The sequence below is a fragment of the Priestia sp. YIM B13551 genome (assembly GCF_042787905.1).
In the GTDB taxonomy this organism is placed as follows: Bacteria; Bacillota; Bacilli; order Bacillales; family Bacillaceae_H; genus Priestia.
This window is the reverse complement of the sequence record NZ_JBHZOX010000001.1, coordinates 836991-858813: the sequence shown is the minus strand read 5'-3', so window position 1 is coordinate 858813 and position 21823 is coordinate 836991. Positions and strand designations below refer to the sequence as shown.

Annotated in this window: 20 protein-coding genes; 15 read left to right on the top strand and 5 right to left on the bottom strand. The window is 38.3% G+C overall.

Translation table 11 applies throughout. The features are described from left to right. The first annotated feature begins 50 nt into the window (after positions 1-50). Together ACFX4N_RS04430 and ACFX4N_RS04425 are read left to right on the top strand one after the other, a co-directional pair. Complete coding sequence (locus tag ACFX4N_RS04430; protein WP_013056734.1) at positions 51-194, top strand: hypothetical protein; 144 nt, start codon at positions 51-53, stop codon at positions 192-194. Continuing rightward, the gene (locus tag ACFX4N_RS04425; RefSeq protein WP_013056735.1) at positions 195-962 is read left to right on the top strand and encodes a polysaccharide deacetylase family protein; all 768 of its coding nucleotides are present in this window, start codon (positions 195-197) and stop codon (positions 960-962) included. It begins immediately after the preceding gene. A 39-nt stretch (positions 963-1001) separates the two neighbouring features. Here ACFX4N_RS04425 and ACFX4N_RS04420 read toward each other — a convergent pair whose 3' ends face one another. Next, the gene (locus ACFX4N_RS04420) at positions 1002-2480 is read right to left on the bottom strand and encodes a potassium/proton antiporter (protein ID WP_057273053.1); all 1479 of its coding nucleotides are present in this window, start codon (positions 2478-2480) and stop codon (positions 1002-1004) included. Positions 2481-2645: 165 nt separating this feature from the next. Then, complete coding sequence (locus ACFX4N_RS04415; protein WP_029321377.1) at positions 2646-4022, bottom strand: M28 family peptidase; 1377 nt, start codon at positions 4020-4022, stop codon at positions 2646-2648. A gap of 325 nt (positions 4023-4347) precedes the next feature. Here ACFX4N_RS04415 and ACFX4N_RS04410 point away from each other — a divergent pair, with 325 nt between their 5' ends. The 7 genes from ACFX4N_RS04410 (at position 4348) to ACFX4N_RS04380 (ending at position 14606) form a co-directional block, all read left to right on the top strand. Beyond that, a complete protein-coding gene (locus ACFX4N_RS04410; RefSeq protein WP_013056738.1) occupies positions 4348-5640 on the top strand; it encodes an ATP-binding protein in 1293 nt (430 codons plus the stop codon). 94 nt (positions 5641-5734) lie between these two features. Further along, positions 5735-6103, top strand: coding sequence for a hypothetical protein (locus ACFX4N_RS04405; RefSeq protein ID WP_013056739.1), 369 nt, complete (start codon positions 5735-5737; stop codon positions 6101-6103). Positions 6104-6355: 252 nt separating this feature from the next. After that, positions 6356-7750, top strand: coding sequence for an L-cystine transporter (locus ACFX4N_RS04400; RefSeq protein ID WP_013056740.1), 1395 nt, complete (start codon positions 6356-6358; stop codon positions 7748-7750). A gap of 79 nt (positions 7751-7829) precedes the next feature. Then, positions 7830-10811 carry a type I pullulanase gene (pulA, locus tag ACFX4N_RS04395; RefSeq protein WP_098382951.1) on the top strand — a complete coding sequence of 994 codons (2982 nt, stop codon included), beginning with the start codon at positions 7830-7832 and terminating at the stop codon, positions 10809-10811. 128 nt (positions 10812-10939) lie between these two features. Beyond that, entirely contained in the window at positions 10940-12433 is a 1494-nt protein-coding gene (locus tag ACFX4N_RS04390; RefSeq protein ID WP_013082880.1) for an aldehyde dehydrogenase family protein, read from the top strand. A 107-nt stretch (positions 12434-12540) separates the two neighbouring features. After that, on the top strand, positions 12541-13827 hold the full coding sequence (locus tag ACFX4N_RS04385) for a cytochrome P450 (RefSeq protein WP_192100735.1): 1287 nt from the start codon (positions 12541-12543) through the stop codon (positions 13825-13827). Between the two features lie 119 nt (positions 13828-13946). Further along, positions 13947-14606 carry a serine/threonine-protein kinase gene (locus tag ACFX4N_RS04380; RefSeq protein WP_013056744.1) on the top strand — a complete coding sequence of 220 codons (660 nt, stop codon included), beginning with the start codon at positions 13947-13949 and terminating at the stop codon, positions 14604-14606. Between the two features lie 13 nt (positions 14607-14619). Here ACFX4N_RS04380 and ACFX4N_RS04375 read toward each other — a convergent pair whose 3' ends face one another. Then, the gene (locus ACFX4N_RS04375; RefSeq protein ID WP_029321381.1) at positions 14620-14898 is read right to left on the bottom strand and encodes a hypothetical protein; all 279 of its coding nucleotides are present in this window, start codon (positions 14896-14898) and stop codon (positions 14620-14622) included. A gap of 140 nt (positions 14899-15038) precedes the next feature. On the opposite strand from ACFX4N_RS04375, the gene ACFX4N_RS04370 reads away from it, so the two are divergent. From ACFX4N_RS04370 to motB, 3 genes are all read left to right on the top strand, one after another. After that, positions 15039-15182 (top strand): hypothetical protein, encoded by a 144-nt coding sequence (locus ACFX4N_RS04370; protein WP_014460421.1) that lies wholly within the window; start codon positions 15039-15041, stop codon positions 15180-15182. 129 nt (positions 15183-15311) lie between these two features. Continuing rightward, positions 15312-16106, top strand: a complete 795-nt coding sequence (gene motA, locus ACFX4N_RS04365) for a flagellar motor stator protein MotA (protein WP_013056745.1) — start codon at positions 15312-15314, stop codon at positions 16104-16106. Continuing rightward, a complete protein-coding gene (motB, locus tag ACFX4N_RS04360) occupies positions 16099-16932 on the top strand; it encodes a flagellar motor protein MotB (protein WP_013056746.1) in 834 nt (277 codons plus the stop codon). The genes motA and motB overlap by 8 nt, the downstream gene beginning before the upstream one ends. Before the next feature lie 35 nt (positions 16933-16967). On the opposite strand, the gene ACFX4N_RS04355 is transcribed toward motB, so the two are convergent. Continuing rightward, complete coding sequence (locus tag ACFX4N_RS04355) at positions 16968-17300, bottom strand: hypothetical protein (protein ID WP_013056747.1); 333 nt, start codon at positions 17298-17300, stop codon at positions 16968-16970. A 199-nt stretch (positions 17301-17499) separates the two neighbouring features. On the opposite strand from ACFX4N_RS04355, the gene ACFX4N_RS04350 reads away from it, so the two are divergent. After that, a complete protein-coding gene (locus ACFX4N_RS04350; protein WP_061859737.1) occupies positions 17500-18453 on the top strand; it encodes an NAD(P)/FAD-dependent oxidoreductase in 954 nt (317 codons plus the stop codon). A 19-nt stretch (positions 18454-18472) separates the two neighbouring features. After that, positions 18473-19168: a YqjF family protein gene (locus ACFX4N_RS04345; RefSeq protein WP_013056749.1), complete on the top strand. Its 696-nt coding sequence runs from the start codon at positions 18473-18475 to the stop codon at positions 19166-19168. A 3-nt stretch (positions 19169-19171) separates the two neighbouring features. Here the strand turns inward: ACFX4N_RS04345 and msrA are convergent, their stop codons facing one another. Next, positions 19172-20077, bottom strand: a complete 906-nt coding sequence (gene msrA / locus ACFX4N_RS04340) for a peptide-methionine (S)-S-oxide reductase MsrA (protein WP_081113323.1) — start codon at positions 20075-20077, stop codon at positions 19172-19174. A 328-nt stretch (positions 20078-20405) separates the two neighbouring features. On the opposite strand from msrA, the gene nhaC reads away from it, so the two are divergent. Beyond that, positions 20406-21812 (top strand): Na+/H+ antiporter NhaC, encoded by a 1407-nt coding sequence (nhaC, locus tag ACFX4N_RS04335; RefSeq protein WP_029321389.1) that lies wholly within the window; start codon positions 20406-20408, stop codon positions 21810-21812. Positions 21813-21823 lie beyond the last annotated feature (11 nt).

Genomic DNA, 21823 nt, shown 5'->3' with positions numbered 1-21823 from the left:
ACTTTTTGGTAAAGCTAAAAACACAATCAATTAGTAATGGAGAGAAGACTATGAAAAACCGTAAATCAACTTCTGCAGCTAATCGCCGTCAACAGCGCGTGTGTTTGGGTGATGAACGATTATTTGCAGTTGGTATTAAAGCGTTTATTGACAATACGCATGAATCACACCTAGACAAAAAAGGAGGTCATTGAGTGAAATGGTGCTTGTCAATTATCATTATTGTTTCCATTAATTTCTATGGTATTCAGGCGGATGCTGCAAAGAAGAGCAGATTTTATTATGAAAAAAAAGGAGATATCGTGTGGGAAGTTCCCATGAAAGATGAAAAGTTGATTGCGCTTACATTTGATGATGGACCAGATCCTAAATATACGCCGACCATTTTAAATTTATTGCAAAAGTACGGTGCCAAAGCAACTTTTTTTGTAGTCGGCGATCGAATAACGTCGTTTCCCAAGCTTGCTCAAAGAGAAGTTCGCGAAGGTCATGAACTTGCTAATCATACATATAGCCATTTGAAAGTAAGGGGCCAGGAAGTAGAGAGAATTGAACAAGAAATTGAAAAAGCGGATGAACGTATACAAGCTATTACAGGAATAAAACCTTACCTGTTTCGTCCACCTACTGGCTATTATGACGATCGGGTAGTAAAAGCTGCTAAAAATCAGCAGTATACCATTATTCTTTGGTCTTGGCATCAAGATACATTTGATTGGAGAAATCCAGGCGTAGGTAAAATTGTAAGTCAAGTGCTTAACCATGCCAGGTCAGGAGATATTGTATTGTTTCATGATACTGGAGGAGATCGAACCCAAACCATTGAAGCATTAAAACAAATTTTACCGAAGTTAAAGGAAGAGGGGTATAAATTTGTAACGGTCTCAGAACTTTTAAAACATCACCCTAATTATAAATCTCTTTATTTGATGCAACAGCAAAAACAGCACTCCGTTCAATAATCGGGTGCTGTTTTTCTAGTAAAGGCTTTAACCAATTTTTTAACTGGTTTTTCCTTCTCTTTCGTCCCCGTCAGACGTATTTTTTTGGAAAAATGCTTTTACTTTATCCCGTTTTTTCTTCGAAATAAGAATATATAATGTATCACCTGCAAAAATTTGTGTATTTCCTCTAGGTGTAAGTAGTTTATCATTTCGAATAACAGCAGTCACTAAAATGTCTTCAGGGAGGTGAAGTTCTTCAAGCGATTTTCCTGATATATCTGCATGTTCCACGAGCTTCAACTCAATCATTTCATTTTTGGTTTTGCCCATCGAAACAAGCTCGAGACTGTGAGGAACCGTCTCTTTTTCACCTTGAGAAAGGTTTAGAAATTTGGCTAAAGGAGCGATTGTTGCTCCTTGAAGAAGAGCGGAAGTTAAGACAACAAAGAAAACGACGTTAAAAATGAGCGTGCTGTTCTCCAAACCTGCCATCATAGGATAAGTGGCTAATACAATTGGAACAGCTCCTTTTAAACCGGCCCAAGAAATAAACAGTTTTTCTTTGGATGAGTATTTAGCAAACATCATCGAAAGAAATACGCCGAGCGGACGAGCGACAAACATAAGTAAAAGAGATAACAGTATACCCTGCCAAATGATATCTAGCAGTTGATTAGGAAAGACAAGAAGGCCGAGTAAAATAAACATTAAAATTTGCATCATCCATGCAAAACCTTCGTTAAAGCGGACAATTGTATGACGATAAGTTAGATCTGCATTTCCTACTACCACTGCCATTACATATACAGCAAGTAGACCGCTTGCTTCTACAAATGTGGAAATTCCATAGGTTAAGGCGGCCAATGACAATGTAAGCACAGGGTAAAGACCTGAAGAATCCAAATTAATTCGATTAATAATCCAAACGGATGCTTTTCCAAGTACTAAACCAAGTACCAGCCCGATTCCCATTTGCCAAAAGAAATTAAGGATTAATGAGAGGATAGGAGAGTCCGGATGTTGAATTAATTCAATAATAGAAACGGTTAAGAAGATGGCCATCGGATCATTGGAACCAGATTCTGCTTCTAGCGTGGAGTTTAATTTTTGGCGGATATTCTGTGTCCCTAGTACAGAAAACACGGCCGCAGCATCTGTAGAGCCAACGATTGCCCCAAATAAAAAGCCTTCAAGCCAAGTAACACCTAAAATATATTTGGCAAGTACACCCGTTAAAACTGTCGTAATGAGGACTCCGAAAGTAGCTAATGAAACGGAAGGGCGAACAACGCGTTTAACATCTTTCCATTTTGTCTGCACACCCCCATCAAAAAGAATAATGATAAGTGCTAATATTCCGAATCCTTGTGTTAAAAGAGCATTGTCAAAGTAGATGTAGTGGCTAACAACCATTCCTACAATAATAAAGAGTACGAGCGAAGGGACTCCAAGGCGAGTAGAGAACTTTGCAGTAAGTACCCCTATGACAAGGAGAATAGATAATAAAAGAATTGAATGGTCTACCGTAAAATTCAAAAAATACACCTCTTTTGTTCAAAAGTTTTATGTAAGCAATAAGTGAGGTTCCTCTATAATAATTGTAGCATAATGGATTTAAAACCTTGAGAAATCTGCTTATCAAAAAAAGAGATGCATAAACATCTCTTTTTTTGATCATGTATGAATAACAGGGATAGATTCTTATTTAACATCTTGCTCGTGATAAAGGTGAGGAGCTTTAAATGTTGCTTTCTTTTTAACTGAAGAACCTTGTTGGTCGGGACTGGAACGATCGTAAATAGCTGTTCCAACAATCTCAGCCACATCTTGAAGTTTTTCTTTGCTTATTTTATCAAGGGTATCTTCAGGCGTATGATACCAAGGTTCAGACGGACTGTGAATAAATAGAGCAGCCGGTATTCCTGCCTCTGCAAAAGGAACGTGATCACTGCGGCCGCCAGCTTGAAATGGCGTAGGTGATCCATTTAATCTTGTACTTGAAGCTTGAGCTAATTCTGTGACAAGATTTGGTGTTCCATCAGCTGTATTCATCACCAAATCTCCCGCATCTCGACTTCCTACCATGTCTAAATTAAACATTCCAACAATACGATTTTTCTCATCTTCAGATAGCTCACTAACATAATGCTCGGATCCTAGTAAGCCTACTTCTTCAGCTCCGAATGTAACAAATCGCAGTTCTGTATCAGTAGGAAGAGTTTTAAATACGCGAGCTAATTCAAGCACCATTGCTGTTCCAGAAGCATCGTCGTTTGCCCCAGGCGCTCCGGCCACAGAATCATGATGAGCACCTACTACAATAATATCATTTGTTCCTTTTTTCTTAAAAGTAGAAGGTTTAGTAGCGGTTACATTATAAGATGTTCGCTCACTTACGACAGCTCCTTCAATTTTTACTGTACCTGAAGGCTTTTCGCCTTTTTGAATAGAAGTAAGAATCTTTTCACCTTCTTCTTTGGTAACAGCAAGAGACGGAATGTAGTTATCATTAGCGCCGCCAAGCGTTCCGTTTAGCTCACCGTCTGTATTATTAAAAATAATGACGGCTGCAGCCCCTTTTTCAGCAGCATTTAATACTTTTTCACCAAAAGTAATAGTGCCTCGCTGAACTAATACAATTTTACCTGTCACATCTTTGTTTGCTAAATTATCTTTTGTACCCAGCCCTCCATCTACAATTTCAGCGGTGACATTTCCATTGGTGCTATAAGTAAAAGTTGTTGGAGAGTAGCTCGTACCGTTTACGCTTAGTGAAAAACTAGCTGCTGGTGTGTAACCGGTAAAGGTAAAAGGCTCTACTGCGCTCTCATAGCCTAGTTTAGACAAACGCTTTTGAACAAATGTAGCAGCTTCGCGTTCAGCTTCAGTTCCTGCCACACGAGGTTTTTTTGAGAGATACGCAATGTCTTGATAAATTTTCTCAGCATTGATTTTTTTTAATACTTTTTGTTCAGAACTTTGATGGTGAGAAGTATTTGCAGAAGTAGAAGCTTGTACACTTGTAAAAGATAAAGTCAAACTTGTTGCTACAGCCAAAGAAATCACGGTTTTTTTCATTAAAATCCCCCTAAATTTATCGATGTAGTTGGTACTACTCGAATTTACAATATTAAGAAAATACAAAAAAGAGTATTATTACCTAAATGTTCCAGGGTATTCCGTATCTAAATTCCTATTTTGATAGAGAAAATAATTCAAATAAAATGAAAATGTGGAAACAAATAAAGAGGATAAAAGAAACTGTGTCAAAAGTAATAAAAAAAGGTATTAGATAAGAATAAAAAAATAAGGTAAACTAGTTTAAAAGCAAGAAGAATGTTCAGAACTTAATTGATGAGACATAGAGAGTATTCACGTAAAAAACAAAGGCTGGTGGGAAATATTGATAAAAAATAGGGAGGGTGTACGAAAAGCAGCGGCGGTAGCGGGTCTTCTGCTTGTAGGGGCGTACATCGTCTTTCAAACAATGGCATTTTTTAAAGGAGCATATGCTCTTAGCAGTTTGATAAAAGATAGTTTACTAGTGGGCGTAACGGCTGGCACGTTTTATTTACTTCATAAGCGTTCGGTTCATACCCAGGTGTCTGATGAACAGTATCAGCTTGCTACATTAATAAATTCAATGCCAGATTTTATTTGTTTTAAAGATGGAGCTGGCAAATGGGTGGCGGTGAATGATTTTGGAAGAGAACTTTATCATTTAAAGGGTATTGATTACAGGGGTAAAACCGATGCAGAACTTGGGGAGCTTGTGCCTTTCTTTCAAGCGGCTTTCTTACACTGTATTTCATCGGATGAAGAAGCTTGGAGAAAAAAGGAAAAGGTACGCACGGAAGAAGCATTTGAAATACCAAACGGCGAGGTCAAAACATTTGATGTTATTAAAATACCTGTGTTTTTTGATGATGGCTCAAGAAAAGCTCTTATCACGATTGGACGAGATATTACTCAGCAAAAGCTTGCAGAAGCGCTTCTGATAAAAAAGGAAAAGCTTTCTGTAGTAGGCGAATTAGCTGCTGGAATTGCTCATGAAATTAGAAATCCGCTTACGAGTATTAAAGGGTTTGTTCAGCTCATGAAAGAAACAGACCGATCCGCAATAGGGTATGCTAACATCATGCTTGATGAGCTGGAACGAATTAATGGTATTGTCAGTGAAATGCTCCTTTTGTCAAAACCTGAAAGTGAACATTTTCGCGTGTTTTCTCTTACAGAAGCGGTTAAGTATGTAATGAGTTTAACTTCCCATGAAGCTTTATTGAAAAACATTGACTTCTTATACGATGAACAAACAAATAACGCTAGTGTGTATGGAAATAAAAATCACCTTATTCAAGTATTACTTAATGTTTTTAAAAACGCAATTGAAGCCATGGATAGGCCTGGAAATATTTACATTACAATCAAAACAGCGCAGGATAACCATATTTTTATAGAAGTTAGAGATGAAGGAGTAGGAATTTCTAAAGACCGTCTAGAACATATAGGAGAACCGTTTTTTACTTTAAAAGAAAAAGGAATGGGGCTTGGATTAACAATCAGCTCCAAAATTATTCATGATCATCACGGTACCCTGCAGATTGAGAGTGAACAGAACAAAGGGACGATTGTTAAAATCCGACTGCCTCTGTATGTCGAAGATACGGCGGTTTTGCAAGCAAATGAAATGTTGTAAACGAAAAGTAATGAAAACGTCATCCATTTCTTATTGCTAAACACAGCCGTACATGATGTAATAAAAGAAACGAACATGTCAGGAAGGTAGCAAAATGAGACGTGCAGATCAAAAAATTATATTACCGTATACACCGGAAAATTTAAGAATGCTATTGCTTCAAGTATGTGACGGGGAAAATCCGTTTTCCCATCAAGACCTTGCGTATTGGTGTGATAAATATACTCTCCATTATTATGAGTATGAAGCGGATGAAACGCAGTGGATGAATGATATGCAGCAGACAGATAATAGACAAGATCTAGCTAAATCCTATGCCATTGCTAAAGATATTGGCTGGCAGTGGTACTTTTATATGGCTAGAGGGACGACGCTATCTGATATTCAATATGTCGAGCTTCACGAACTAGAATTACCGAGACATTTGTTTGTAAAATGGCTAAATGAATTATATGAAATGTAATCCTATATATGAATCGTAGTACATCCGGTGTGATGAAAGAAGGACCATCTCTGGTAACGGAGCAAAAGACCACTGAAGTACATACAAGCGTAAAATAGAAAGCTAAGGAAAATCCTTAGCTTTTTTGCTTTATCAAAATTATTCAAAAAAACTGTCTTTAGGAAAAAACATAAAACCTAGTTGACTTATTGGTATTGTTATATTATAAGTAATAGAGACATAATTTATGGAAAAATTACAGGGGGAACATCTATGAATAACTTATTAGTCATTCTAAACATCTTCATTATGCTCGCACTGCTTGCGGGGCTGTTTATGATGCAGAAAAAACATGTATCATTTTCAAAGCGTGTGTTTACAGCGCTTGGACTAGGGATTATTTTTGGCTTTGCTCTTCAGTGGGTGTATGGTCCGACTCATGAAGTAACGATGACGACCGCCGATTGGTTTAGCATTGTAGGAAGCGGATATGTTAAGTTTCTTCAAATGATTGTTATGCCGCTTGTATTTGTATCGATTGTAGCGGCATTCACTCGCTTAAAATTGACGAGCAATATTGGAAAGATTAGTAGTTTAATTATTGGGATTTTGCTTGTCACAACAGCGATAGCAGCTGCAATTGGTATTTTTACAACAACGAGCTTTAATTTAGAATCTGTCCAAATCACAAAAGGGGAAGCGGAACTTCAGCGCGGAGAGGACTTAGAAAACAATTTATCTAGTTTAGAAGCAAAAACAATCCCGCAGCAAGTAGTAGAATTATTACCTGCTAACCCGTTTCTTGATTTAACAGGCGCACGTTCAACTTCCACGATTGGCGTTGTCATCTTTGCGGCATTTGTTGGAATTGCGTATTTAGGCGTGAAGCGTAAAAAAGCTGAGGAAGCGGCGTTATTTTCAAAAATTATTGATACGCTTTATGCAATCGTAATGCGTGTAGTGACGCTAATTCTTCGTTTAACTCCTTATGGGGTACTTGCAATTATGACCAAAACAGTAGCAACGAGTGATATTGATGCAATTGTTAAACTTGGAAAATTTGTTGTAGCATCCTATGTCGCATTGGCAGCTATGTTTATTGTTCACTTAGTTATTCTAACAATCATCGGTGTAAATCCGATCACATATGTTAAGAAAGTATTTCCTGTATTGGCTTTTGCCTTTACTTCCCGTACAAGTGCTGGAGCATTACCTTTGAATGTTAATACACAAACAAGACAGTTAGGGGTTCCAGAAGGAATTGCAAATTTCGCAGGTTCATTTGGTCTTACAATTGGTCAAAATGGATGCGCTGGAATATATCCAGCTATGTTAGCCGTTATGATTGCACCAACGGTAGGTATTGATCCCTTAACGCCTTCATTTATTTTCACGTTGATTGCCATTGTAGCAATTAGTTCGTTTGGCGTAGCAGGCGTTGGCGGAGGAGCGACATTTGCGGCTTTACTTGTATTATCTTCTATGAATTTACCAGTAGCGCTAGCAGGTTTATTAATTTCAGTAGAGCCATTAATTGATATGGGGCGTACGGCGCTTAATGTAAGTGGAAGTATGACAGCCGGAGTCGTCACTAGTAAATTAACAAAAGAGCTAGATACAAGCGTATACAACGATCAAACCATTTCACCTGAAACAGCAGAAGTGTAAAAGAGATACGTCATCCATAGTTAACATTGTTAACTATGGATTTTTTTTCTTCATTCACATAAAATAGGAAAAAATACTTATGATAACGCTTTCAAAAAAGGTTATAGTGAAAAATGTGTACGTACTCTATTTTACGGGAGGGTTTTCATTGAAACGTAGTTGGACTAAATATGCAATGGTACTGACGGCTTTGCTCTTACTAGTAAGCTCTTTTTTTAGCCCGTTTATGCAATCGTTTGCATCTGCGGCAGACGCAACAAAAATCACGATTCACTATCAGTCTGCTCCAAATGATAAAAAGGAATGGGGATTATGGGTTTTTCCTGAAGGAGGAGAAGGGAAGCCTTACGCATTTACAGGAGAAGACCAGTTTGGAAAAGTAGCTGAAGTTGAATTACCCGGTACTTATGACAAAGTAGGTTTTATTGTTCGAACAGAGTCGTGGGAAAAAGATGGAGGAGACCGCTTCGTTTCAGTGGAGAACGGTGAAGGAGAAGTATGGGTGAAAAGTGGAGATGAACATACATATACGTCTCCTCCTGACGGTGAATACCGAGATTTACCGAAGTTTGATAAAGTAAACGTTACCTTAAATTATCATCGGTACGACGGAGATTACAGCGGGTGGAACATTTGGACATGGCCAGGTGATGAAAAAGAAGGCAAGCAAATCGAATTTACGGAAGACACGAATTTTGGGAAGAGAGCGACTTACGCCATTAACAGTGGAAGCGGTAATTTATTTGACAAAATTGGTTTTATTGTACGCCATTCTACTAGTGACAGCGATTGGGAAAATAAAGACGGAGGGGACCGCTTTATTACCAAGGTTGGTAAAGATGGGAATGTAGAAGTATGGATTGTTCAAGGACAAAATCGAATTTATTATGATAGAGCTGGAGTAGATATCACTCGGAAAATCACGAAAGCGACTATGGATACATTTAATCAAATCACCTTAGAAACAAACGTGCCGTTTGACTCTTCTAAGAGTGTAGGAGACATTGAAATTGACGGAGCTCAAATTGAGAAAGTGACACCTTATAAAGAGGGAGGAGACGCTGCTACTACTAAAGTTAAAATTATAACAAAACAGCCTTTGGACGTTACAAAAACGTATAGAGTTAAGCAAAAAGGCTACGGCTCAGCTGATGTAGTCAATGGAAATGTCGTTCGCACGAAAGAATTTGACGAAAAGTATGCATATAGCGGAAACGATTTAGGAAACACGTATTCTAAGAAACAAACAAATTTTCGCGTATGGGCTCCAACCGCAAGTGAAGCCAAGCTAGTGACTTATTCGTCATGGAACTCCAAAGCTGTAAAAGAAATTTCTATGACCAAAAGTGAAAAAGGAACGTGGAAAGCGGAATTAAAAGGAAATCAAGATGAACTAATTTATACGTACAAAGTAAAAATTGGGAACAGCTGGAGCGAAGCGGTTGATCCATATGTACGAGCAACAACGGTGAATGGAGATCGCGGAGTTGTCGTAGATTTGGCTAAGACAAATCCGAGAAAGTGGAGTACAAATAAGCCGAAATTTAAAAATCCAGAAGATGCGATTATTTATGAACTGCACGTACGAGATTTATCGTCTCAAAAAGAGAGCGGTATCAAAAATAAAGGAAAATATTTAGGCGTAGCGGAGTGGAATACGAAAGGACCAAATGGCGTAAAAACAGGACTCAGTCATATTAAAGATTTAGGTGTGACGCACGTTCAGTTCCTGCCTATTTACGATTATCGTACGGTGGATGAAACGAAATTAAACGAGCCGCAGTTTAACTGGGGATATGATCCAAAAAATTACAACGTCCCAGAAGGTTCCTATTCAACAAACCCATATAATCCTAAGACGAGAATTATTGAGCTCAAACAAATGATTCAAACGCTTCATGATAAGCAGCTTCGTATGATAATGGACGTTGTTTATAATCATGTGTATGCAGTGAGTGAGCATAGCTTTGATAAACTAGTTCCAGGCTACTACTTCCGTTATAAAGAAGATGGAACTCTATCCAACGGAACAGGTGTTGGAAACGACACGGCGTCTGAACGGAAAATGGTTCGGAAGTTTATTGTAGATTCTGTTGCGTATTGGGCAAAAGAGTACCACATTGACGGGTTTCGATTTGATTTAATGGGGATTCACGATATAAAGACAATGAATGAAGTGAGAAAGAAGTTAGATGAAGTTGATCCTTCTATTATCGTCTTAGGAGAAGGCTGGGATCTAGAAACCGAGCTTGATGCTAAGCTAAAAGCTAATCAGAAAAACGCTCAGGATATGAAGCGCATCGCTCACTTTAATGACGGTATGCGAGATGGTCTTAAAGGCAGCGTATTTTTTGATCGTGACAACGGATTTGTCAATGGAAAACAGGGTCAAGAAAAGCTCATACAGCAAAGTATAGCAGCTGGAATTGATTATGATCATTCAACTGCCACGTATGAAGACCCAGATCAAGTTGTGACGTATGTAGAAGCACACGATAACCATACATTATGGGATAAACTTCAGCTGACGAACCCTGCTGAAACCGAACAAACGAAAAAGCAAATGCATAAGCTTGCTTCTTCTATTATTTTAACATCTCAAGGAATGAACTTTATACATGCAGGTCAAGAGTTTATGAGAACAAAAGGCGGAGATCATAATAGCTATCAGTCACCCGATTCTGTCAATCAGCTAGATTGGAAGCGCCGAGCAGCTTTCAGCCAAGAAGTAGATTATATGAAGGGACTTATTGCGCTTCGAAAGCAATATTCCTCATTTAGAATGACGAGTGCACAGGCTATTCATCAAAATTTACGCTTTGTTGATGCATCAGCAAACGTAGTAGGCTATACGTTAAATGCTAAAGCCAATAAAGATAAAGCAAACGAAATAATGGTGATTCATAATGCAAATAAACAAGCTCAAACGGTTCATCTACCTTCTAACAGAACGTGGAGATTACTTGTTGACGGCGAGCAGGCAGGAACAAAAACGCTCCGTACGGTGAAGGGAAATACAGTAAACGTTTCGCCTCTTTCGACATTTGTGCTAGTAAGATAAATTTTAGATAACTAGAATATATGTAGAAAAATTCAGAATATTGTATGCGAAATTGTTGATTTTACTAGATAACATGGTAAAATATTCATTGTTAGCGTTTTCAAAATTCGTGGGGAGGTATGTATTTGATGCAAAATCTTGGAGCGAAAAAAGTTGAAATGAGTCCGAAAGTAGTGGAGTTTTTAAAAGGAGTTAAACAGCTATACATTAACGGCGAATGGGTAGACTCTGTTTCAGGAAAAACGTTTGAAACAGTAAATCCAGCAACGGGTGAAAAGTTGGCAGATGTAGCTGAAGCAAATCCAGAGGATATTGATCGTGCCGTCAGAGCGGCTAGAGAAGCCTTTGATCATGGACCTTGGACAAAGATGTCAGCAGCTGAAAGAAGTCGACTTATTTATAAATTAGCTGATTTAATGGAAACACATCAATTGGAGCTTGCGCAGCTTGAAACGCTTGATAACGGAAAACCAATTCGTGAAACATCAAATGCAGATATTCCATTAGCAATTGAACATTTCCGCTACTTTGCTGGGTGGTCAACTAAAATGGTTGGACAAACTATTCCTGTGCAAGGAGCGTATTTTAACTATACAAGATATGAACCAGTAGGGGTTGTTGGCCAAATTATTCCGTGGAACTTTCCACTTTTAATGGCCGCTTGGAAGCTCGGAGCCGCTTTGGCAACTGGATGTACAATTGTGCTCAAGCCAGCAGAGCAAACGCCGCTTTCTGCACTTTACTTAGCTCGACTAGCCGATGAAGCAGGGTTCCCAAAAGGCGTGCTAAACATTGTGCCAGGCTACGGGAAAACAGCAGGTGAACCGCTCGTTCATCATGATCTTGTCGATAAAATTGCTTTTACAGGATCTACTGCTGTCGGAAAAGCAATTATGAAGCAAGCTAGCGACTCCTTAAAGCGTGTGACGTTAGAGCTTGGAGGTAAATCACCAAACATTATCCTCCCGGATGCAGACTTAACAAAAGCAGTGCCTGGTGCGCTTTCAGGTATTATGTTTAATCAAGGACAAGTATGTTGTGCTGGAAGTCGTCTGTATGTCCAAAAAAGCTTATATGATAATGTCGTAGCTGATTTAGTTTCTCAAACGAAATCTATTAAACAAGGAAATGGATTAGCAGATGAGACGACAATGGGTCCGCTTGTATCTGCGCAGCAGCAAAAACGAGTGAAAACCTATATTGATAAAGGAATTGAAGAAGGAGCGGAAGTACTCGCAGGAGGAAACATTCCATTTGATCAAGGCTATTTCGTAGAACCGACTATCTTTGCAGATGTCGATCATTCGATGACGATTGCTCGTGAAGAAATCTTCGGTCCGGTTGTAGCTGCTATGCCGTTTGACGATCTTGATGATTTGATTGCCAAAGCAAATGATACAGCATATGGTCTAGCAGCGGGCGTCTGGACACAGGATTTAAAGAAAGCACACTATATTGCTCATGGTATTAAAGCGGGTACAGTTTGGGTGAACTGTTACAACGTATTTGATGCAGCAAGCCCGTTTGGAGGTTATAAACAGTCGGGAATTGGTCGTGAAATGGGAAGCTATGCGCTTGATAATTACACTGAAGTGAAAAGCGTATGGATCAATATGGAATAATAAGTAAGATTTTTTGTGAAAATCAATAGCATATCTTTGTGTGAAAAAGAGTAGTCTTTAGTGGACTACTCTTTTATTTGTTTAAGTCCCGCATTTTTAGAAAAGGAGTGATAACATTGCCGGTTATACAGGGCCCCTCGTCGTATAAGCTTACCGGTCACCTGCAAAAGTTTAGAGAGAACCCACTGGGTTTTTTGGAAAACTTGACTCAGTATGGAGAAATTGCAACATTTAGAGTTGCGCACAAACGCTTTTATGTAACGAGAGACCCTCAACTTATTAAAGATGTAGTCATTACAAACAGCAAGGCGTTTCAAAAAATTAAACTAACGCACATGTTTAAAACACTGCTAGGCGAAGAAATGTTATGGACAGATGAAGCATTATACATGAGCCCCATTCAACCCTCACAACTTAAACAACATCTAACTTATAATAAGGAAGTAATCGCAAAAATAATTGAAAAGCATACGGAAACGTGGGAAGAAGGGCAGCTTCGAACGATAGTAAAAGACATAAGACAGATAGTCGTAGCTGTACTCCTTCAACTTGTATTTGGCATTTCGATTCAGGATAAAGATAAAATTCACTATGTTCAAGCGCTTATGAGAAAAAAAGAAAAGTTAGGCAAAATTTATATTCGTCTACCTTTGCACCAGCCTGACTCAGATGAGCAGCTAGAACAACTCCTTTTTGAACGTGTTCAAATGCGTGTTCAAAACAAAACCGAAGGAAATGATTTACTGGAGTATATATTGAATTCTTGCGGAGAAGAAATCGATGAAAGAGAAATATACGAACAGCTAAAATCTATATTCCTTTCGATGTATGAAATGATTACGCACGTATGCAGCTGGTCTATTCATTTACTGTCTCAAAATACTAGGGAGCATCTTCAGCTGCATAAAGAAATTCAAGCCTATGCTAGCGGCGAATCACTTTTAACCAAAAACCTGACCTATATGCGTAAAATAATTGCTGAAAGCATGAGGTTGTATCCGCCTCTTTGGCTATTTGGGCGTCAAGCACGTGAAGATATACAAATAGATGGCTATAGTATTAAAAAAGGGGAGATTATGTTAATTAGCCCTTATATGATGCATCGCCATGAAGACTATTTTTTAGAGCCAAGTGAATTTTTACCTGACCGTTTCGAAAAAGGAGGGTCCATTGATGTCCCAAGCTATATGTATATGCCGCTTGGGATTGAGCATCAAGCGGAAAGGGGCATGGACTATATCACTGAAATAGTAACCATTTTTATGTCAGAAATGACAAAGCGCTTTTTATTTCAGCTGACTAAGCCCGAATCTATTGCTCCGATGGCGGGCGTAATGCTGAATATGAAAGAAGAACTGAATGTGAATGTTCACAAAGTTCACACGCAGTCTTGAATGAATGGGAATACTTTCCCTCTTTATATCAGGCTGTCAATTTATTGACACATCCTGCATTGAGATTTATCATAGGGTAATATTTGATAGAGATTACTGAAGGATTTTTAGAGGGGACTATGGATAAAATAATTAAACAGTTGGTGTCGCTAGTTGAAACATCATTACTAACGCAAGTTACGATTCAAAGTGAAAGTGACTATGATCCAGTTGAAGTTACGAACAAAACAAAAGAGTGGGTACTTATTGGTAAAGGAAACTATGCCGGTGTGTTTACGCACGAAAATTATCCTGAATTTGTCGTGAAAGTATACGGAAGAGAAATTTATGGTGTAAAAAAAGAAGCGCAAGTGTATAGAAAGCTGGGCGTTCACCCAGCTTATTCTCAACTTTTTCATGAGGGAAAGACGTACTTGATTTTAAAAAGGCTTACAGGCGTTACACTGTATGATGCCGTCCAGCGGGGCATAAAGATTCCAGAACAAGTCATAAAAGATGTGAATAAAGCTTTGGACTATGCAAGAAGCCAGGGTTTAAACCCATATGATGTGCATGGTAAAAATGTCATGATGAAAGATGGACGAGGGTATGTGGTGGATATCTCTGACTTTTATAAAGAAGGTATTGATAAAAAATGGACAGACCTTGTAAAAGCTTATTACACCTTTTATCCGTTTATTGATAAGTACCATATCCGCTTGCCGTACCCGCTTTTAAACGTTATCAGAAAAGCATATCGTCTATATCGTAGAATCAAATCAAAAAGGAGTTTCCGCTAAAGGAAACTCCTTTTTAAGATGAAATACAGCGCAATACATGCTGCTGCTCAAAAGTTGGTTTTAATTTGAATAGAATGGTTTGTAGTATTTCAGATTGATAGACAAATTTTAGCGTATGTTTAAGGGAAAGAGGATGTAAGAAAGAACGTATTCTTTTATTAGCATAACGTATCACCTGTTCTTCATAAAATAAAGTACGTGCGGAGATTTTAGCGTGAATGTCTTTTGTTAGTTCGATTGTAAACTGGATAATCATTAAATCAGTGTCTTTACAGTATTTTTCTAGTAGCATGATATCACCTCCATTTTGTCAACTCATTTACATAATCTTAATATAAAATTTACAAATGTCAATAAAAGACGGAAAAATAAATGGTAAGACTGTTCTTTTTATATGTTGGATAAACAAGAACGTGATAGAGGTGAGTAAAGTTGAACATTAACGTCGGATTTGCAATTTTAGCTGATATTGATAATAAGATGACGGCTGCTATTTATGTGGAAAATCAAATTGTAGCGATTATAGCTGGACCTTCAGATATTCTTTATGAAAAGTTAAAAAAAGTGTTTTTATAATAGAGAAAAGCTGTAATTGTAAATATGATTCATAAAAAGCTTAAAAATTCTATGAAATAGTCGAAATAAAAGATGAGGATAAAATACACAAAAAGAAAGAACAGGAAGTTAAGGATAGGAGAATTACATATGGATAAAACATCTTTTATTGGACTGATTTTAGGAATAGCCTCTCTTATTGTAGGCATGTTTTTCAAAGGGGTTAATCCATCTGTGTTAGGAAATCCGGCTGCTATTTTAATTATTATTGTCGGAACCGTCGGAGCAGTAGTGATTGCATTTCCTTCAAATGAAATCAAGAGAGTCCCAAAACTGTTTGGTGTCCTGTTTAAAGAACAAAAAATGCTGCAGCCCGTTGATTTAGTATCCATGTTTTCTGAATGGGGACAAGTTGTTCGAAAAGAAGGGTTACTATCACTTGAAGCCCAAATTATTGATGTAGATGACCCTTTCTTAAAAAATGGTTTGAATTTAGCTATTGATGGTCAAAGTGCGGATTATATACGAGACGTGTTGTCTGAAGAAATTGATGCTATGGAAGAAAGACATCAAACGGGTGCAAGTATTTTCGCTTTAGCAGGTACATATGCTCCAACTCTGGGTGTACTTGGAGCTGTTATAGGGTTAATTGCTGCGCTTGGGAACATGGAAGATACAGATACGCTAGGACATGCGATCAGCGCGGCGTTTGTTGCTACGCTTCTTGGTATTTTTACTGGGTATGTACTATGGCATCCGTTTGCAAATAAACTAAAGCGTAAATCGAAACATGAAGTAAAGGTAAAGTATATGATGATCGAAGGAGTGCTTTCACTTTTAGAAGGAGAAACACCAAAAGTAATTGAGCAAAAGCTGGCTTCTTATTTGCCAACAGCGGAACGTAAAAAGCTTCTTCAAGAAAGTGAAGTGGGCATAAATGAGTAGACGCAGAAAACGAAAGCATGAAGAGGACCATGTTGACGAAAGCTGGCTGCTTCCTTACTCAGATTTGCTTACACTTTTACTTGCTTTATTCATTGTATTGTTTGCAATGAGCTCAGTGGATGCGCAGAAATTTAAGAACCTTTCTCGCGCATTTAATGAAGCGTTCGTTGGAGGAACGGGCGTGATGGAATTTCAATCTCTGCAGGAATCTGAAGAAGCGGTTCAGCCTTCAAATACTCCTGCAGCTAAAAGTACGGAAAAAACAAATGAAGTGGAGACAGCCCCCAATCAGTCTCCTGCTTCTTCACAATCGTTGACGAGCGAACAAAAGGAGCAAACCATTCGAGAAGCTGATCAAGAAGAGCTTCAGCAAATTCAATCTAAAATTAATGCGTATATTAAAAAGAAAAACTTAACAAATCAATTACAGACTTCGCTAACCGAGGAAGGTCTCTTAATTTCCATTCGAGACAATGTATTGTTTGATTCGGGAAGAGCACAAGTTCGGAGTGAAGATACAAAAATCGCAAATGATATTTCAGAGCTTTTGGTGATTGATCCTCCTCGTAATATTATTATTAGCGGTCACACCGATAACGTACCTATTCGCAACGCTGGTTTTGAATCCAACTGGGAGTTAAGCGTGATGAGAGCAGTTAACTTTATGAAAGTTATCTTAAAAAACGATAAGCTTAATCCAAGCATGTTCAGTGCAAAAGGATTTGGAGAGTTCAAACCGGTGACATCTAACAATACAGCAGAGGGACAAGCGAAAAATAGGAGGGTTGAAATATTGATTACTCCTCGTACAATTAAACAGCCGTAAAAGCAGTCCTGCTTTTACGGCTGTTTTTCTATGTGTTATAAAGCTAAGAGTCTTCTCTTTTCAAAGTTTCCTCGTACTAACTTGAGATCCATTCCATCTAAAATCAAGTCAATGAGAGCGCCTTTAAAGACATCCGCTGTTTTTTTCTTATCATTGGACTGCAAATATTGCACGCGATACCACTTGTCTTCAACTTGAAAGTACATAAACCGTCCGTGCGTAAAATCAATCCAAAACTTTGTAGGTTGTCCATTGAGATTTTTATAAACATATCCCCAGCTTCGTCCTTGGTGAGCGTCCTTCATTTTAGGGCGAGCTGTATTAAATACTTCGTAATATACTTTGTGCTTAATATCATAGAGCATCATGTGACAGTCCTCCTATCTATAGACGTGCTAGCAGGTAAAGATATATTTGTATACAACAAGTATACTCAGCTGAATGGAATCGTAGACTATTTTTTTGAGACAAGCAGAAACGCAGTTAAATGAAAAAGACAGTTTAAATTAGCTCAATCATTCCGCTTTTTTTATACTGTAAGTAAATGCGTTAAATAAGGAGGAAAAAATGAGACGAGTAGGAATAGTAGGTGCTGGGATGACGGGCCTTACAGCAGCGGCTGAATTACAAAAAGAAGGAATAGAGGTCTTTCTTCTTGATAAGGGTAAAAGTGTAGGGGGACGAATGGCTACCCGAAGAGTAGGAGATGGAAAAGCAGATCACGGAGCTCAATTTTTTACAGTGAGATCCGATGAATTTCAACAAGACGTAAATAAATGGATAGCTGATAGAAAGGTTAAGAAGTGGTTTGGTGACCATCACCCTCGGTATCAAAGTATGAATGGCATGAATGCGCTAGCTAAATATTTAGCTGAAGATCTACGCGTGTACGTGAATCGAAAAGTTCAAGCCATTGATTTTCAAAACGGAAGGTATCAGCTGTATACAGAAGAAAATGAGATTTTTGAAGCGACTGATATCATTCTTACACCTCCGTCTCCTCAGGTTATTGAGGTACTTAATAATAGTAAGCTGCAAACGGACCAATCAATTCTTAATACACTGAAATTTAGTCCCTGCTTGGTTGCTATCGTGGAGCTTTACACAGAGATGCTGTATGGTGATCATGGTCAAATCACGAATCCTTCTAGCACAATCCAAAGAATCGTTAATCATGAGCAAAAAGGAATATCAAAGACGCCCGTTCTTAGCATATATATGAATAAAGACTGGTCAGAAAAACATTTTGATGAACATGAACATGAGCTGCTGCGGGCGATAAAAAATGAAATAAAAGAATGGATAGGTGCAAATCATATTAAAAGCATTCAGTTAAAGAAATGGCGCTATGCAGAGGTTGAACAAGTTCTTCATCAGCCCTTTGCTAAAATTATGCCGTCGCTACTGGTGGCAGGAGATGCTTTTTTAAGAAGGGAAGACGAAACAAATCACTCACGGTTAGAGAGCGCATATTTGTCAGGGAAATCGGCAGCCGCTGAATTAATGGGAAAGAACATCTAGAAAAAGGAGGGACCAAGAAGTGAAAAATAATTGGATAATGAAACAAACGTGGAAAGATTTACTGTTTATTCATTGGCCTGTAGATCCGACATTTTTGGCTTCTTTATTGCCTAGTCAGTTAGAGCCTGACACCTATGATGGTCAAGGATGGATTGCACTTGTGCCTTTTACGATGACAGACATTCGATTCAAAGGAACGCCCGCAGTTCCCATCTTTTCACGGCTATATGAGCTGAATGTGCGTACATATGTTACATATAAAGGGGAAAAAGGCGTTTATTTTTTTAGTTTAGACGCAAGCAATCCGCTAGGGGTATGGATTGCTCGTCAGTTTTTTCATTTGCCTTATTACCACGCTACTATGACATTCAACAAAACTCAGAACCATATTTCTTTTCAGTCAGTTCGAACGCACAGAGACTCAAAAAAAGAGCGAGTAAAGCTTACATATAGAGGTATTTCTCCGTCCTATCGCAGTAGAAAAGGAGAATTAGCTCATTGGCTTACAGAGCGCTACTGCTTATTTACCACTCATCAAGGAAATGTCTACAGAGGAGACCTTTATCATGATCCTTGGGAGCTGCAAAAAGGGGAGTGTGAAATAAGAGATGATTCTATTACTCCGCCTTTTTTGCGTCCCGCGGACAATCGCGATTTAATTGTGCACTATGCAAATCAAGTCACGGCTTATTTTTATCCTTTTAAAAAAGTATAAGTATCAAAACAAAATTAAAAAGTCTTCATACCCTTCTTTTTTAAGCTTCTCTGTTGGAATGAAGCGCAAAGCCGCGGAATTTACTTGATAGTATTCGCTGTTTTCTTCGGTTAATAGTAAACCCAAATAGTTATTTCCTTCTTTGCTTTTTAGTGCTGTTTCATGCTGCATCGGAACTTTTTTTATATTTCCGTATAAAATAGGGCGTTTAAAAACCGGCCACCCTGTATGGGAAGGGAGTTGATCTGACGTTTTAAACAGTGCTTCTCCCGTTAGAAGATCAACGTAAATTCCTTGTTTTTTGTTATTCCAATATAAATTTGTAAAAGGAGGTTCGGTTCCGTTTTCCTGCGTAACAAAATATTGCATGGGCGTTAGGACTTTTTTTAGATAGGAGCGGTCCTTTGGCCAATGCTGTGCCAGAAAATCAGTTCGCCCCGAGCCTTCTTTGTATAATTTATAGTGAAATGTGTTTTTTCGATAATAATCCTGCTGCTGCTCTTCTGCTTCATAAAAAAAAGAAAAAGGTAAAATAGGTGTGACGATAGGATGCTTAAAGCGTCCGCTTTGGGCTAGCTTTTTTTTAGAATCGAAAGCCGCTTCTTTTTGTTTTTCGTTGTGATAAAAAATAATGGCTCGATATGCCGGTCCGCGGTCTGAAAACTGTCCGCCAGAATCCGTAGGGTCAATTTGCTGCCAATACAGGTTAAGCAGTTCTTCAAACATAATATGAGAAGGATCCCATACAATTTGTACTGCTTCTACGTATTCGCTTTCCTGTTTAGCTTCAGAAGTGATTTGTTCATCTTTAGCGTAGCCCGAGCGGATACTGCTGATTCCTGGAAGCTGATCAAAAGGAGCGACCATGCACCAAAAGCATCCTCCCGCAAATGTTGCATATTCTTTCACGTTACTTACCTCTTTTCGTTGAATGAAATAAATAAAAATATATTTATGTATTAAAATGTATAAATAAACAGAAAGCGCTTTATAACTAGTCTTGTAAGAAAGCACGCTCTTGTGGTATTATGACCACTGGATAAAAGAAAAATGGCTTATTGTTTACACGAGTATCCTTATTTTATGTTCTTAAAAAGATGCAGTTTATTGTTTAAGCATTCAAAGAAGTACATAGGTTCAAGCAGTAAGAGGAACAATTAAAGAATAGAATAAGGACGTTTTACTCTTAAACGATACCACATTCCAGAATCTACATACCAGTTTAGGAGGAGCTAGTTTGAACACAACCCGTTTACCAGCTATGTGGGAAATAATGATTGTGCTTGCTTTATTTTTAGCAGTTGTTATTTCATTTGCAACTGTTTTTGATTTACCTATTCAGCTCGCTTTATTTATTTCATGGTTTATTGTTATGGCGCTAGGAGTACGACTTGGGTATACGTACAATCAGCTGCAAGGGGCCATTACAAGAGGAATATCAAACGGCTTAGAAGCTATTTTAATTTTATTAGCCGTCGGTACGTTAATTGGAACATGGATTGCCGGAGGAGTTGTTCCTTCTCTTATTTATTTTGGATTAGAGTTTATTAATCCAACATTCTTTTTACTTGCTACACTTATCATTTGCTCTATTACCTCGATTTCAACAGGAACATCTTGGGGAACGGTTGGTACAGCTGGAATCGCGATGATGGGAATCGGACAAGGCTTAGGCATGCCGCTCGCTTTAGTAGCTGGAGCTGTGATTTCAGGAGCTTATTTTGGAGACAAGCTTTCTCCTCTTTCTGACAGTACCATTTTATCTGCGTCAATGGCTCGAGTGAACGTTATTGATCACGTAAAAGCAATGTTAGTGTTGGATATTCCTGCTTACCTCATTACGGCAGTATTATTTACGGTAACAGGGTTTATGTATGGAGGAAAAGATTTTGATGCTGGACGGGTAGAAGGATTAAAATCTTCGCTGTTGGATACATTCCATATCAGCGGGTGGATGCTGATTCCGGCTTTGGCTGTCATTGTCCTTTTAGCATTCAAGAAACCTTCTCTTCCAGCAATTGCGATTGGCTCATTATTAGGAATTATATGGGCAGTTGTCTTTCAACATATGGATGTGGCGAGCGCATTTAATACGGCTTATGAAGGGTTTAAAATTAATACCGACAACACATTTTTAAGTGAGCTGTTAAATCGTGGCGGAATTTTAAGCATGGTCGGTTCCATTATTGTCATTATTTTTGGACTAGGCTTTGGCGGGTTATTAGATGAGCTCGGCGTCTTAGAAGTCCTGTTATCTAAATTCGAAAAAATTCTTGTCAATTCAGGAAACGTTACGGCTTCTACTATTTTCGTTGGGTTATTAGGGAATATATTTGGTTGTGCAATGTATGTTTCATTAATTTTAACACCGAAAATTATGGAGAAAAGTTATGACAAGTTAAGAATACAGCGTCTAGTGCTTGCCCGTAACTCGGAAGTAGGGGGAACCTTAACTTCAGGGATGGTTCCGTGGACGGACAACGGTGTATTTCTAGCTACAACGCTTGGGATTTCTACATTCGCTTATCTGCCGTTTATGTGGCTAAGCTTTGTCTCTATTATTTTGGCGATTATTTACGGATATACAGGGAAATTCATTTGGTACGTAACCGAAGAAAAACAGCGTTCTTCTATAGCGAAATAAAAGAGGCTGAG